Below are 13064 nucleotides of genomic sequence, written 5' to 3'. Positions count from 1 at the left end.
CCCGCCTACGCTGGGCGGCATGGACGACCACCGAGGCGGTGCTCCCACTGGCAGGCTCGACGTGGCCGTGGAGGCGTTCCTCGCGCACGCCGCCCACGGGCGCGGGCTCAGCGAACAGACGGTCCGTGCTTACCGCGGGGACCTCGAGGACCTCCTCCGGTCGGCCGCGGTCCGTGGTGTCGAACAGCTCGACGGGCTGACGCTCGACGTCCTCCGCGACTGGCTGTGGGAAGTGAACGAGCGGGGACTGGCCCGGGCGAGCATCGCCAGGCGCTCGTCGTCCGTCCGCGCGTTCACCCGGTGGGCGAGCGAGACGGGGCTCCTGCCGACGGACCCGGGGGTGCGGTTGCGGGCGCCGAAGGGGGCGTCGCACCTCCCGCGCGTCGTGTCCGAGGACCAGGTGCGCGTGCTGCTCGACGGGCTCGCTGCCCGTGCGGCGGGGGACGATCCAGGGGCGCTCCGCGACGTCGCACTCGTCGAGCTCCTCTACGCGGCGGCGATCCGCGTGAGCGAGCTGGTGGGCATCGACACAGCCGACGTGGACCGCGGGCGGCTCACCGTCCGGGTCCTCGGCAAGGGCGGGAAGGAGCGGGTGGTGCCCTTCGGCGTGCCCGCCCGGGACGCGATGGAGGCCTGGCTGTCGCGAGGCCGCCCGGTGCTCCTCGAGCGCGCCGCGGCCGCGAGCGCAGGCTCGGCCGCTGCCGCTGCCGCTGCCGCTGCCGCTGCCGCTGCCGCTGCCGCTGCCGCTGCCGCTGCGTCTGCGGCTGCGGGCGCGGGCACGGGCGCGGGCACCGCGACGGGGAGATCGGCTGCGGCCACTGACGCGCTGTTCCTCGGGGATCGCGGTGGTCGGCTCGGGGTCCGGAGCGCGTACCGGATCGTGGCACGGCTGCTCGAGGACCTGCCCGGCGAGGGGCCGAGCGGACCGCACACCTTCCGGCACACCGCGGCGACGCACCTGCTCGACGGGGGAGCGGACCTCCGGGCCGTGCAGGAACTCCTCGGCCACGCGAGCCTCGGCACGACGCAGATCTACACCCACGTTTCCTCCGCCCGCCTCCGCGAGGTCTACCGCACGGCCCATCCCCGCGCCTGACCGCGCGCAGGTCAGCGACTCGGCTCGGTCTCGGTCTCGGTTCGGTCGCGGGACCGGCTCGTTCCCGCGGGACGAATTCGTTCCCGCGCGACCGGCTCGCTCCGGCACGACCGCCTCGGTCACGATCGGCTCGGTCTCGCGCGACCAGTGGGTCACCCGGGCCACGCCGACTCGGGCAGCAGTACCGGCCACTCCGCGGCGGGCAGGTAGGGCGTCGGATCGACGTACCGGTCGTCGAGTCGGGCACCGAGATGCACGCACGGAGCCGTCGCCGGGCAGTGCCCCACGGCGACGGCACCGACGGGATCGCCCTTGCGCACCGCGTCGCCCTTCGCCACGAGTGGCGTGACCGAGTCGAGCGTGCTCACCAGCCCCGAACCGTGGTCGATCGTCACGACCGGGCGTCCGCCGACCGACCCCGCGAACGCCACGACCCCGTCGTCGACCGCCGCCGCCGGGAGCCCGAGCGGCGCGGCCACGTCGATCCCGCGGTGTCCCGCCGAGTAGTCGTCCGCGGGGGCTTCCCACCCGCGCTCGACCACGCGAGACCCGGTCGGCCACATCCACGGCGGCTCGGTCTCGCCCGGTTCGGTCACGCGCACGGTGACGCTCGCCGGTGCCGGTGCCGGTGCCGGTGCCGGTGCAGCCGAGTCGAGCGGCCCGACCGCGCCCACGAACAGCGCCGCCACGAGGAGCGCGGGCGGTGCCAGGGATCGTTGATTCATGAGAACCAGCGTCGTGCGCTGGAGCCGCAGCGCACCGGGGCGGAGGTCCATCTGTGGATGGTGGGAGGAGCCTCCAGGCTGTGGGGGAGTCGGCGTTCCTGCATGCGTCTGCATCTTCCGACACCGCGGGTGTCGTTCGACTGGCGCGGTGTCGACGCATGCGGGTGCATCCGGTACGTCTGCATCGTCCGACACCGCGGGGCCGTTGCGCGGGCAAGCAGCGACGATGCTGATGTCGTACGACAGCGACCTCGTCGTTCCGCATCGGGCGGGGCCGTTGCGCGGGCAAGCAGCGACGATGCTGATGTCGTACGACAGCGACCTCGTCGTTCCGCATCGGGTTCCGCCCCGCCGCGCCGCCGCCCCGCGCCGCCGCCCTGCCGCTCGCCGCTCGCCCCGCCGCCCCGCCGCCGCCCCCGAACACAACCCGGTTATGACCACCAGCCGATCGGAGAGTAACGTCGGGGCCGCTCCGGACCACGCAACGCCGCTCGGACGGCGAATCGAGCCGACCGCCGGGGCACCGTGCACCATCCCGCACGGCGGCAGAACACCAGGAGCATCGTGTCGAACACAGCCACCGGGCACGGCGAAGACCGTGCGTTCAAGGGGAAGGTCACCGCGTTCGCCATCGCAGCAGCGGTGGGCGGTTTCCTCTTCGGATTCGACTCGTCCGTCATCAACGGCGCGGTCGACGCGATCAAGGGCGAGTTCGGCCTGTCCGAGGCCGCCAGCGGCTTCGCGGTCGCCTCAGCCCTCATCGGCTGCGCGTTCGGCGCGTACTTCGCCGGCCGCCTCGCGGACCGCTGGGGTCGCACCCGCGTGATGTTCTGGGCGGCGGTGCTGTTCTTCGTCTCGTCGATCGGTGCCGGCTTCGCCTTCGCCACGTGGGACTTCGTGATCTGGCGTCTCGTCGGTGGTCTCGGCATCGGGACCGCGTCGGTCATCGCGCCGGCGTACATCTCCGAGGTCTCCCCGAAGGCGATCCGCGGCCGTCTGGCGTCGTTCCAGCAGCTCGCGATCACGCTCGGCATCTTCGCCGCGCTCCTGTCCGACCAGTTCTTCGCGGTCACGGCGGGCGGCGCGTCCGAGGTCGTCGCCGGTCTTCCGGCGTGGCGCTGGATGTTCCTGGTCGGCATCGTCCCGTCGGTGGTCTACGGCATCCTGGCGATCACGCTGCCTGAGTCGCCGCGGTACCTGCTCGCGAAGGGCCGCAAGGACGACGCGCGCGAGGTCATGACGAAGATCGTGCCGCGCGACACCGTGAACACGAGCCTGGAGGAGATCCAGGACGGCATCGAGAAGGAAGCCAAGGAGAAGAAGGGCTCGATCCGCGGCAACCGCTTCGGGCTGCAGCCCATCGTCTGGGTCGGCATCATCCTCGCCGTCCTGCAGCAGTTCGTCGGCATCAACGTGATCTTCTACTACTCGACGACGCTCTGGCAGGCCGTCGGCTTCAAGGAGAGCGACTCGTTCCTGATCTCCACGATCACCTCGGTGGTCAACGTCGCGGTGACGTTCATCGCGATCTTCCTCGTCGACAAGGTCGGTCGGAAGCCGCTCCTCGTGGCCGGCTCCGCGGGCATGTTCGTGTCGCTCCTCATGGTCGCGATCGCGTTCTCGCAGTCGAAGCTCGTGGACGGCGCCCCGAGCCTCCCGGGCGCATGGGGCCTGATCGCCCTGGTCTTCGCGAACCTCTTCGTGGTGTCGTTCGGCGCCACGTGGGGACCACTCATGTGGGTCCTGCTCGGTGAGATGTTCCCGAACCGCATCCGCGCCACGGCGCTGGGGATCGGTTCGGCGGCGAACTGGATCGCGAACTTCATCGTCACGATCACGTTCCCGGTGCTCTCCGGCTTCAACCTCACGGTGACCTACGGCATCTACGCGCTGTTCGCGCTCGTCTCGCTCTTCTTCGTCATCGCGAAGATCCCCGAGACGAAGGGCCGCTCCCTCGAGGAGATGGGCATCAGTGCCGAGGGTGACACGGTGAAGGCCAAGTCCTAGCAAGACCGGAAGAACCGGCCTGGAGGCACGGTGCGGGTCCGACCCGCACCGTGCCTCCTTTCTGTTAGCATTTCTCCAGCAGTGCGCTGATGCGCGCTGACTTCGCGTGTCCACAGTGCTTGTCATCGAGCACGGCATCCGACCACCGGTCCCGCTCTCACGAGCGGGCGGTCGTGTGCCAGGACACCAGGGATCGCGACCTCCGGTCGCGTTCGACACAACCGCAACAGGTCCGCAGCACGCCTGCGCGCCGAAACACAGAAGGAGGACGGCACATGGCCGTCGTCACCATCCGCCAGCTGCTCGACAGCGGCGTCCACTTCGGACACCAGACCCGTCGGTGGAACCCGAAGGTGAAGCGCTTCATCCTCGCCGAGCGCTCGGGCATCCACATCATCGACCTGCAGCAGTCGCTGGCCTACATCGACCGCGCGTACGACTTCGTCAAGGAGACGGTCTCGCACGGTGGCACGATCCTCTTCGTGGGCACCAAGAAGCAGGCGCAGGGCTCCATCGCCGAGCAGGCGACCCGCGTCGGCCAGCCGTACGTCAACCAGCGTTGGCTCGGCGGTCTGCTCACGAACTTCCAGACGGTCTCCAAGCGCCTCGCGCGCATGAAGGAGCTCGAGGAGATCGACTTCGACGACACGACGAAGGGCTTCACCAAGAAGGAGCTCCTCATCAAGAAGCGCGAGCTGGACAAGCTCCACAAGACCCTCGGTGGTATCCGCAACCTCACGCGGACCCCGAGCGCGCTCTGGATCGTCGACACCAAGAAGGAGCACCTCGCCGTCGACGAGGCGCAGAAGCTCGGGATCCCGGTCATCGGCATCCTCGACACCAACTGCGACCCCGACGAGATCAACTACCCGATCCCGGGGAACGACGACGCGATCCGCTCCGTCGGCCTGCTGACCCGCATCATCGCGGACGCCGCTGCCGAGGGCCTCAAGACCCGCCACAACGGTGGCTCCGACGAGGAAGCGGCCGAGCCGCTCGCCGAGTGGGAGCAGGAGCTCCTCGGTGGCGAGACGACGACGGCCCCGGCCGCCGACGCCGCGCCCGAGGGCAGCACCGTCGAAGAGAACGACGCTGACGCGCAGGTCGCCGCCAAGGAGATCGGCGAGCCGATCGCCGACGAGGCGAAGAACGCCGAGCCGACCGCTGAGGCCGAGGCCGCTGCGGAGACCACCCCCGCCGAGTGAGTGTCCGAGGGCGTCGGGCCACACGGCCCGGCGCCCTCGACTCCGCTCTCCACACACGCATAGTCCAGAAAGGACGCCATTCAATGGCAAACTTCACCGCTCAGGACGTGAAGAAGCTCCGCGAGGACCTCGGGGCCGGCATGATGGACGCGAAGAACGCGCTCGTCGAGGCCGACGGCGACTACGACAAGGCCGTCGAGCTGCTCCGCATCAAGGGTGCGAAGGCCGTCGCCAAGCGCGATGACCGTGCCACCTCCGAGGGCGTCGTCGTCGCGACCGCCGACAACGGTGCCGCCACCGTCGTCGAGCTCGCCAGCGAGACCGACTTCGTCGCGAAGAACGAGAAGTTCACCACCCTCGCCGACAAGGTCCTCGCCGCGGTCGCCGCTGCGGGTGCCACCGACGTCGCCTCGGCGAACGAGGCCCCCCTCGACGGCAAGACGGTGCTCGACGTCGTCAACGAGAGCGCCGCGGCGCTCGGCGAGAAGCTCGAGGTCCGCACGGTCCGCCGTGTCGAGGGCTCGAAGTTCGAGATCTACCTGCACAAGACGAGCCAGGACCTGCCGCCGCAGATCGCCGTCGTCGTCGCCTACGACGGTGACAACGCCGCCGAGGCCCGCTCGATCGCGCAGCACGTCGCGTTCGCGAACCCGTCGTACCTGACGCGCGACGAGGTCCCGACCGAGGCGATCGAGAAGGAGCGTGCGACCGTCGAGGCGATCACGCGCGAAGAGGGCAAGCCGGAGGCCGCCCTCCCGAAGATCGTCGAAGGTCGCGTCAACGCCTTCATCAAGGGCATCGCGCTCCTCGACCAGGACTACGCGAAGGACAACAAGATCTCCGTCGCGAAGGCCGCCGAGAACGCCGGCATCACGATCCAGGGCTTCGCCCGCGTCAAGGTCGGCGCGTAACGAACCCATGACGGGGTCAGGAACCAATCGGTTCCTGGCCCCGTTTTCGCGCCCGCGGCCCACCGGCCGCCCGGGCGCTAGTAGATTCCACGAGACTCCGTAACGAAGGGCGAGCACATGACCGACGAGAAGACCGGACGACGACGGGTCCTGCTGAAGCTCTCCGGAGAGGCCTTCGGTGCCGGCTCCCTGGGCGTGAACCCCGACGTGATCGGCAGCATCGCGAAGGAGATCGCCGTCGCCGCGCGTGACGTCGAGGTCGCCATCGTGGTCGGCGGCGGGAACTTCTTCCGCGGCGCCGAGCTCTCCCAGCGCGGCATGGACCGTGGGCGTGCCGACTACATGGGCATGCTCGGCACCGTCATGAACGCCCTCGCGCTGCAGGACTTCCTCGAGCAGGCCGGTGCAGCCACGCGCGTGCAGTCCGCGATCAGCATGACCCAGGTCGCGGAGCCGTACATCCCGCGGCGCGCGGAGCGACACCTCGAGAAGGGCCGCGTCGTGATCTTCGGTGCGGGTGCGGGACTGCCGTACTTCTCGACCGACACCGTCGCCGCACAGCGTGCGCTCGAGATCGGTGCCACCGAGGTCCTCGTCGCCAAGAACGGCGTCGACGGCGTGTACTCGGCGGACCCGAAGAAGGACCCGACCGCCGAGAAGCTGCACCACGTGACCTACCAGGACGCGCTGCTCAAGGGCCTCAAGGTCGTCGACGCAACCGCGTTCTCGCTCTGCATGGACAACGGCATGCCGATGCACGTGTTCGGCATGGAGGGCGAGGGCAACGTCCAGGCCGCGATCCGCGGTGAGCGCATCGGCACGGTGGTCAGCAACTGACCTCCTCGGCTGACTAGACTCGACGACGTACCGAAGGAGAACCACCGTGATCAGTGATGTCATGAGCGAAGCCACCGAGAAGATGGCCAAGGCCGTCGACGTCGCCAAGGACGACTTCTCGACCGTCCGGACCGGCCGCATCAACGCCGCGCTCTTCCAGAAGATCCCGGTCGACTACTACGGGTCCCCGACGCCGCTCGCGCAGCTCGCGTCCCTCCAGACGCCCGAAGCGCGCACGCTGATCGTGACGCCGTACGACAAGACGGCGCTGAAGGAGATCGAGCGGTCCATCGCGACCTTCCCGAACCTCGGCGCCAGCCCCACGAACGACGGCGAGATCGTCCGTGTGACGATCCCGGAACTCACGCAGGACCGCCGCAAGGAGTTCGTCAAGCTCGTCCGGAGCAAGGGCGAAGACCACAAGGTCGTCATCCGCAACATCCGCCGGAAGGCGAAGGACGACCTCGACGCGCTGAAGGGTGAGATCTCCGACGACGAGATCGCCCGCGGCGACAAGGACCTCGAGGCCCTCACGAAGAAGCACGTCGACCTCATCGACGACGCGCTGAAGAAGAAGGAAGCCGAACTCCTCGAGGTCTGATGCCCCGTCGTGACGAGGGCGCTGACCGCCCCACAGCAGATGACCCCCGTCCGGCGGCGAAGGGCCTCAGGCACGATTTCGATGCCAGGGCCCGCGCCGCTCGGACGGACTTCGAGGCGCAGATCCGCCAGCGCCGCGCGTCCTTCGACGCCCGCAACGAGGCGCTGACCGCGCGCACCGGACGGAACCTCCCGGCCGCCATCGCGATCGCCCTGGCGTTCGCGGTGGTGATGCTCGGGTCGCTCCTGATCTGGGAGCCCGCCTTCATGGTGGTCGCCGCCTTCCTGATCGGCTTCGGTGTCTGGGAGCTCGCGAGCGCCATGCGCTTCGCCGGCCGTGACGTCCCGCGGATCCCGAGCGTCGCCACCGCCATCGCGATGGTGCCGGCGGCGTTCCTGGGCGGTCAGGTCGAAGCGCTCTTCACCATCCTCGGTGGGATCGTGCTGATCACGGTGTGGCGCCTGGTCGAGGTCCTGTTCGCCCGGCAGAAGCCGTCGGCGGGCAACGTCTTCCGTGACCTGACGAACGGCTTGTTCGTCCAGGCGTACGTCACCCTCCTCGGCGCCTGCGTCGTGCTGCTCTCCGCGCTCCAGGACGGTGCGCTCTGGGTCGTCGGCTTCATCCTCGTGGTCGTCGCGGTCGACACCGGCGCCTACGCCACCGGCCTGAACTTCGGGAAGCACCCGATGGCCCCCCGGATCAGCCCGAAGAAGACCTGGGAGGGCTTCGCGGGCTCCGTCGCGGCGAGCATCATCGTCGGGATCCTGGTCGCCTGGCTCATGCTCGGGCTGCCGTGGTGGACGGGCGTGGTCCTCGGTGTGCTCATCTCCGGGTCCGCGACGCTCGGCGACCTCACCGAGTCGATGATCAAGCGTGACCTGGGGATCAAGGACATCTCGTCCTTCCTGCCCGGGCACGGTGGGCTGCTCGACCGGATCGACAGCATCCTGCCGTCCGCGGCAGTGGCGTACCTGCTCTACCTCGTCGTCAACCACTGAGCCGCGACCGGGACCCTCGGAGCCGCTGCCCGCGCGTCCAGCTCCCACCAGGGGAGTGTGCTGGCAGAATGTCGGCGTGCCCACGACGTTCCCGACAGCTCCCCGTTCGGTCCTCGGTTACGACATCGACGAGGTCGAGCGTTTCCTCGAGGATGCCCGCAGCGCCTACACGGCCAACGACAGCGCCCCCGGCATCGAGGCGGCGAAGATCCGCGCGACCGCCTTCTCGATGAAGAAGGGCGGCTACTCGACGCAGCACGTCGACGCCGCACTCGAGCGGCTCGAGGACGCCTTCGCCACCCGGGAGCGCGAGCGCGAGATCGCCGACGTCGGGCAGAAGTCCTGGTACGCCGAGGCCCGCACGAAGGCGTCCGACGTGGTGGCCCGCCTCGAACGTCCCGAGGGGCAGCGCTTCCACCGGGTGAACTTCCTGTCGACGGGGTACCACCCCAAGGACGTCGACGCGTTCGCCAAGCGGCTCGACGGGTACTTCCGTGAAGGCAAGCCGCTCAGCCTCACCGAGGTCCGCTCGATCGTGTTCCGGCCGAAGCACGGCGGGTACCGCGAGGCCCAGGTGGACGCCCTCCTCGACGCCGTCGTCGAGGTCATGCTCGCGGTCCGGTAGCCCCGAACCGCGCCGCCGACCGCGCGAACCGACGCGCCGGGCACCGGTGCTTCGCTTTCCGTGATCGTTCCGTTATCCTGGACGGACTCATGGGCAGGCACACGGCAGACATTCGATCCGACCGCGCAACCCGGCAGCAGTTCGACCACCCCGTGGTCAGCGAACGCCGCGCGGCACAGAACCGAATCCGCACCGCGGACACCTCGGTTGCTCAGACGAACCCGACGGCGACGATGCCGGCACCCGGGAACGTCGCTCCCAAGTCCGTCGCGGAGAACCGCGTCAGTCCGCAGGTCGAACTCGCTCCGGCGACGCCCGCTGACCCGCGCATCGTGAAGCAGCGCCGCGCGAGCGTCGCCCGCACCACCACGCCGAAGGCCCTCAAGCCGGTCTCCGAGCGGGGGCTCAACGGGTTCATGCGCAAGCGCGCCACGATCCCCGCGCTCTCCTTCTTCGCCGTGTTCGGCTTCGTCGGCGGTTCGCTCTTCAACCCGCTGCAGGCGGACGTCGCGCAGGCCGCGGTCTCCACGCCCGTCCTGACGAAGGCCCCCGCGGTCCCGCAGCAGTACACCGCGCACGGCACCTACGCCGCGTTCGACGTCACCCGCGACGGCTACGACATCACGAAGCCGGCGCCGAAGGTCGTCAAGCCCGCCGTCACCGCGACCGATGACACCGACACCGCGACCGACAGCACCGCGGCCAAGACCACGGTCACCGCGTCGAACAGCATCGCCGCCGTCGCAGCGACCCCCGACCCGGGCAGCGCGCAGGCCATCGCACTCCAGCTCGTCACCGCACGCGGCTGGGGGACCGACCAGTACAACTGCCTCGTCTCCCTGTGGAACAAGGAGTCGGGCTGGCGCGTGAACGCCTACAACCCGAGCGGCGCGTACGGCATCCCGCAGGCACTGCCGGGCAGCAAGATGGCCTCGGCCGGCGCCGACTGGCAGACGAACCCCGCCACGCAGATCACGTGGGGTCTCAACTACATCTCCGGCGTCTACGGCACCCCGTGTGGCGCCTGGGGTCACAGCCAGTCCTTCAACTGGTACTGATCGGCGGTTCCGGATGCCGCGCAGCAACCGGCCGCGGCGTCCGCGTGGTCGGGTCGACGATCGTCGCGTCGCGACCCCTGACCCCGAGGAGTCCGGCCTCGACCTCCTGATGAGCGGGTGGAAGCGGACCGAGGTCCGTCGTGGGCGCGAGTACGCCGTGCAGCCGATCTCCGCCGCGTCGGCGCAGAAGGAGTACGTCTGCCCGGGCTGCGGCGGTGCCGTGCTGCCCGGCGTCGCGCACGTCGTGGTCTGGCGCACCGACGGGGTCCTGGGCGATGCCGCCGACCTCGCGTCCCGCCGCCACTGGCACACCCACTGCTGGAGGACCGCATGACCGGTGAGGAAACCCCGACCGACGGGCCCGACACGGAGATCCGCTCCGCCACCGTCCTGCCGGCCCGTCGCACCGACATCGAGCTCATCACCGACGACCACCTGACCCTCGTCGGGGAGCTCGCCGAGCCGCTCGATCGCCCTGCCCGCGGCACGATCGTCACGCTGCACCCGCTCCCCACCGCGCAGGGCTTCATGGACTCGCACGTCCTGAAGAAGGCCGCCGCGCGGCTGCCGGAACTCGCGGACATCGCGGTGCTCCGCTTCAACTTCCGCTCGGTGTCCTCACCCCGAGGCACGTCCGAGGGCACCTTCGGTGAGGGGGTCTCGGAGGGCTTCGACCTCCGCGCCGCGGTCACCGACGTCGTCGACCGCGGATTGCCGACCCCGTGGCTCGTCGGCTGGTCCTTCGGCACCGAGGTCATCCTCAAGCACGCGCTCGAGCACGTCGACGCCGGTACCGTTGCCGGGATCGTCCTGCTGTCGCCACCCCTGCACCGCACCACGGACGACGAGCTCGCCCGCTGGGCCGCGGTGTCGGTCCCGGTCGTGGCGCTGGTCCCCGAGCACGACGACTTCCTGCAGCCGGCGGAGGCCGCCCGGCGTTTCGCGCTCGCACCGAACGTCCGGGTCGTCCCCGTGGCCGGTGCGAAGCACCTCTGGGTGGGGGAGCGCTACGTCCGCATCGTGCTCGACGCGATCGCCGACCTGGTGGTCCCGGGCAGCGCACCGCTGCCGACCCGCTGGCCCCGCTGAGACCCTGCACCGGGCCGCGTGTGGGCCCGGAACCGGCCGTCTGAGCGCGGTGACCCGGTCTGGAGGCTCGTCACGGGCCTCCCGACCGGATCCGTCTCAGGAGTTGGTGGCGTCCACCCCGGCCGGGGAGTCGTCGACGACCCCTGCGGCATGCGACAGCACGCCCCGGAGGTTCTCGAGGTACCCAGCGACGGCTTCGCGCTCGGTGCGGATCGCGGCGAGGCGGTCCTCCGCCTCGGCGATCTGCTCTGCCGTGCGCTCCTCGGCTTCGGCGACGATGCGGTGCGCGCGCTCGTTCGCCTCGTGCAGGACGGTGCGCGCGTGCTCCTCAGCGTCAGCGGTGCCGGTGCGCTCGAGGTCGTTCGCCTCTTGCTGCAGGCGCTCCGCACGCTCCCGGGCCTCGGTCGCGCGGCGGGTGGCCTCCGCGAGCTGCAGGTTCGCCTCGTCCAGGTACTTCTGCGTCTCGGTGACCGTCTCGTGGTGCTTCTGCAGGTAGTCCTGCTCGGCATCGTCGCGGCGACCGGCGAGCTCGGACTCGAGCGTCGTGCGGGCTTCGTCACGCTCCCGGGCGATCTCGGCGCGGACCTCGTCGCGTTCCTTGGCGAGGTCGGCGCGCGCGGTGTCGATCTCCTGACGGAGGGCGGTGCGCTCGGCTTCGAGGGTGCCGAGTTCGGTGCTGCGGCGGTCGGCGATCTCGGTGTCGACCTCGGCGTGCTCGCGCTCCCGCCGGGCGGCGAGCTCGGCGTCGTGGTCCTGTGCTGCGCGTTCGGCGGCGGCGAGGGCCTCGGCGCGCTCCCGCTCGATGCGGCTGCGGTGCTCCTCGGTCTCGCGGGCGATCCGATCCGCGGTCTCCTGCGACAGGCGCTCGTTCTCGGCGGCCGTCTGCTCGGCGTCGACGCGGAGCTGCGCGCGAGCGGCTTCGATCTCCTGCGCGAGCGCGGTGCGGGCGGACGCCAGCTCACGGTCCCACTCGGCGCGGGCGGCGGCGAGTTCCTCGTCGAGGAGTCGGCTGCGGTCGGCGAGTTCGGCGTCGAGTTCCGCGCGGCGGCCATCGACCTCTGCGGCGAGGTCCGCGCGCCCGGTCGCGATCTCGAGCTCGAGGGCGCGGCTGCGCTCGGCGTGCTCGTGCTCCCACGCGGCGCGACCGTCGGTGATCTCGCGGTCGAGGGCTTCGCGGCGGGTGCGTTCGTCGCGGTCGAGGTCGTCCACGCGTCGGGCGTGGTCGGCATCGAAGACGCTGCGACGGTGCTCGGTCTCGCGGTCGAGGTCCGCGGCGGCGCTCCGGGCGTCCGCAGCTTCGCGCTGGGCGAGTTCGCGGAGCTCGGCGACCTCGTGCTCGACACCGGCACGGAGGGCGTTCGTGTCACGGATCGCGACCGAGCGGGTCTCTGCGGCTTCGGTCACGGCGGCACCGCGGATGGCGGCGGCTTCGTTCCGGGCGTCCTGCGTGAGCATGCCGGCTTCGGCGCGGGCGCGCTCGACGGTGTCGGCGGACTCGGCGCGGGCACGGGCGAGTTCGTTCGTCGCGCGGGTGCGGGCGTCTTCGAGGGTCTCGCGTGCTTCTTCGGTGGCTTCGCGGACGGTGCGGTCGGCCTCGGCGCGGCTGGAGGCACGGAGGCGCTGTGCGTCGATGTCGGCCTGGCTGATCAGCCGGGTGGACTGTTCTTCTGCGACGCGGAGCGTGGACTCGAGGCGTGTGCCGAGTCCGCTGTAGGTGGGGGTGCCGGCTTCGTCGAGCTCGGCCTGCACGTCGGTGAGACGGGTCTGCAGGAGACGGATCTCCTTCGCGGCTTCCGCTCGGTCGTTGTTCGACTTGATGAGCTCGCGACGCAGGTCGTTCAGAGCGCGGTCCACGTCGTCCTTGCGGTACCCCCGCATCTCGGTCCCGAACTCTGCCTCGTCGTTCGCCACG

13 protein-coding genes are annotated in these 13064 nt (G+C 70.4%); 11 read left to right on the top strand and 2 right to left on the bottom strand.

Features of this window, described 5'->3' with window-relative positions; genetic code table 11:
* Positions 1–19 precede the first annotated feature (19 nt).
* A complete protein-coding gene (locus tag EDF55_RS04850; protein WP_123653738.1) occupies positions 20–1096 on the top strand; it encodes a tyrosine recombinase XerC in 1077 nt (358 codons plus the stop codon).
* 152 nt (positions 1097–1248) lie between these two features.
* Here the strand turns inward: EDF55_RS04850 and EDF55_RS04845 are convergent, their stop codons facing one another.
* Positions 1249–1821: a M23 family metallopeptidase gene (locus EDF55_RS04845; RefSeq protein WP_185017128.1), complete on the bottom strand. Its 573-nt coding sequence runs from the start codon at positions 1819–1821 to the stop codon at positions 1249–1251.
* A 564-nt stretch (positions 1822–2385) separates the two neighbouring features.
* On the opposite strand from EDF55_RS04845, the gene EDF55_RS04835 reads away from it, so the two are divergent.
* The 10 genes from EDF55_RS04835 (at position 2386) to EDF55_RS04790 (ending at position 11152) form a co-directional block, all read left to right on the top strand.
* A complete protein-coding gene (locus EDF55_RS04835) occupies positions 2386–3828 on the top strand; it encodes a sugar porter family MFS transporter (RefSeq protein WP_260233504.1) in 1443 nt (480 codons plus the stop codon).
* A gap of 275 nt (positions 3829–4103) precedes the next feature.
* On the top strand, positions 4104–5033 hold the full coding sequence (gene rpsB / locus EDF55_RS04830) for a 30S ribosomal protein S2 (RefSeq protein ID WP_123653734.1): 930 nt from the start codon (positions 4104–4106) through the stop codon (positions 5031–5033).
* Positions 5034–5116: 83 nt separating this feature from the next.
* On the top strand, positions 5117–5944 hold the full coding sequence (gene tsf / locus EDF55_RS04825; RefSeq protein WP_123653733.1) for a translation elongation factor Ts: 828 nt from the start codon (positions 5117–5119) through the stop codon (positions 5942–5944).
* Positions 5945–6061: 117 nt separating this feature from the next.
* The gene (gene pyrH, locus EDF55_RS04820) at positions 6062–6781 is read left to right on the top strand and encodes a UMP kinase (protein ID WP_123653732.1); all 720 of its coding nucleotides are present in this window, start codon (positions 6062–6064) and stop codon (positions 6779–6781) included.
* Positions 6782–6827: 46 nt separating this feature from the next.
* Entirely contained in the window at positions 6828–7382 is a 555-nt protein-coding gene (gene frr / locus EDF55_RS04815; protein ID WP_123653731.1) for a ribosome recycling factor, read from the top strand.
* Positions 7382–8380: a phosphatidate cytidylyltransferase gene (locus tag EDF55_RS04810; protein ID WP_123653730.1), complete on the top strand. Its 999-nt coding sequence runs from the start codon at positions 7382–7384 to the stop codon at positions 8378–8380. Before frr ends, EDF55_RS04810 begins: the two co-directional genes overlap by 1 nt.
* Positions 8381–8456: 76 nt before the next feature.
* Positions 8457–9005, top strand: coding sequence for a DivIVA domain-containing protein (locus EDF55_RS04805; RefSeq protein WP_123653729.1), 549 nt, complete (start codon positions 8457–8459; stop codon positions 9003–9005).
* Between the two features lie 233 nt (positions 9006–9238).
* Positions 9239–10063 carry a lytic transglycosylase domain-containing protein gene (locus tag EDF55_RS04800; protein ID WP_260235815.1) on the top strand — a complete coding sequence of 275 codons (825 nt, stop codon included), beginning with the start codon at positions 9239–9241 and terminating at the stop codon, positions 10061–10063.
* A 13-nt stretch (positions 10064–10076) separates the two neighbouring features.
* Positions 10077–10397, top strand: a complete 321-nt coding sequence (locus EDF55_RS04795; RefSeq protein ID WP_123653728.1) for a hypothetical protein — start codon at positions 10077–10079, stop codon at positions 10395–10397.
* Positions 10394–11152: an alpha/beta hydrolase gene (locus EDF55_RS04790; protein ID WP_123653727.1), complete on the top strand. Its 759-nt coding sequence runs from the start codon at positions 10394–10396 to the stop codon at positions 11150–11152. The genes EDF55_RS04795 and EDF55_RS04790 overlap by 4 nt, the downstream gene beginning before the upstream one ends.
* Positions 11153–11248: 96 nt before the next feature.
* Here the strand turns inward: EDF55_RS04790 and EDF55_RS04785 are convergent, their stop codons facing one another.
* Positions 11249–13063, bottom strand: a complete 1815-nt coding sequence (locus EDF55_RS04785) for a hypothetical protein (protein WP_123653726.1) — start codon at positions 13061–13063, stop codon at positions 11249–11251.
* Between the last annotated feature and the right edge of the window lies 1 nt (position 13064).

Origin of the sequence: Curtobacterium sp. ZW137 (genome assembly GCF_003762905.1) — a bacterium.
In the GTDB taxonomy this organism is placed as follows: domain Bacteria; phylum Actinomycetota; class Actinomycetes; order Actinomycetales; family Microbacteriaceae; genus Curtobacterium.
The sequence above is the reverse complement of the archived record's forward strand: the minus strand, read 5'-3'. Positions and strand labels throughout refer to the sequence as shown.

What these genes read in the sequence shown, in the direction of transcription:
- EDF55_RS04850 (WP_123653738.1), top strand. Translation starts at nt 20, where the DNA reads ATGGACGACCACCGAGGCGGTGCTCCCACTGGCAGGCTCGACGTGGCC.
- EDF55_RS04845 (WP_185017128.1), bottom strand. Translation starts at nt 1,821, where the DNA reads ATGAATCAACGATCCCTGGCACCGCCCGCGCTCCTCGTGGCGGCGCTG.
- rpsB (WP_123653734.1), top strand. Translation starts at nt 4,104, where the DNA reads ATGGCCGTCGTCACCATCCGCCAGCTGCTCGACAGCGGCGTCCACTTC.
- tsf (WP_123653733.1), top strand. Translation starts at nt 5,117, where the DNA reads ATGGCAAACTTCACCGCTCAGGACGTGAAGAAGCTCCGCGAGGACCTC.
- pyrH (WP_123653732.1), top strand. Translation starts at nt 6,062, where the DNA reads ATGACCGACGAGAAGACCGGACGACGACGGGTCCTGCTGAAGCTCTCC.
- EDF55_RS04810 (WP_123653730.1), top strand. Translation starts at nt 7,382, where the DNA reads ATGCCCCGTCGTGACGAGGGCGCTGACCGCCCCACAGCAGATGACCCC.
- EDF55_RS04800 (WP_260235815.1), top strand. Translation starts at nt 9,239, where the DNA reads ATGCCGGCACCCGGGAACGTCGCTCCCAAGTCCGTCGCGGAGAACCGC.
- EDF55_RS04795 (WP_123653728.1), top strand. Translation starts at nt 10,077, where the DNA reads ATGCCGCGCAGCAACCGGCCGCGGCGTCCGCGTGGTCGGGTCGACGAT.
- EDF55_RS04790 (WP_123653727.1), top strand. Translation starts at nt 10,394, where the DNA reads ATGACCGGTGAGGAAACCCCGACCGACGGGCCCGACACGGAGATCCGC.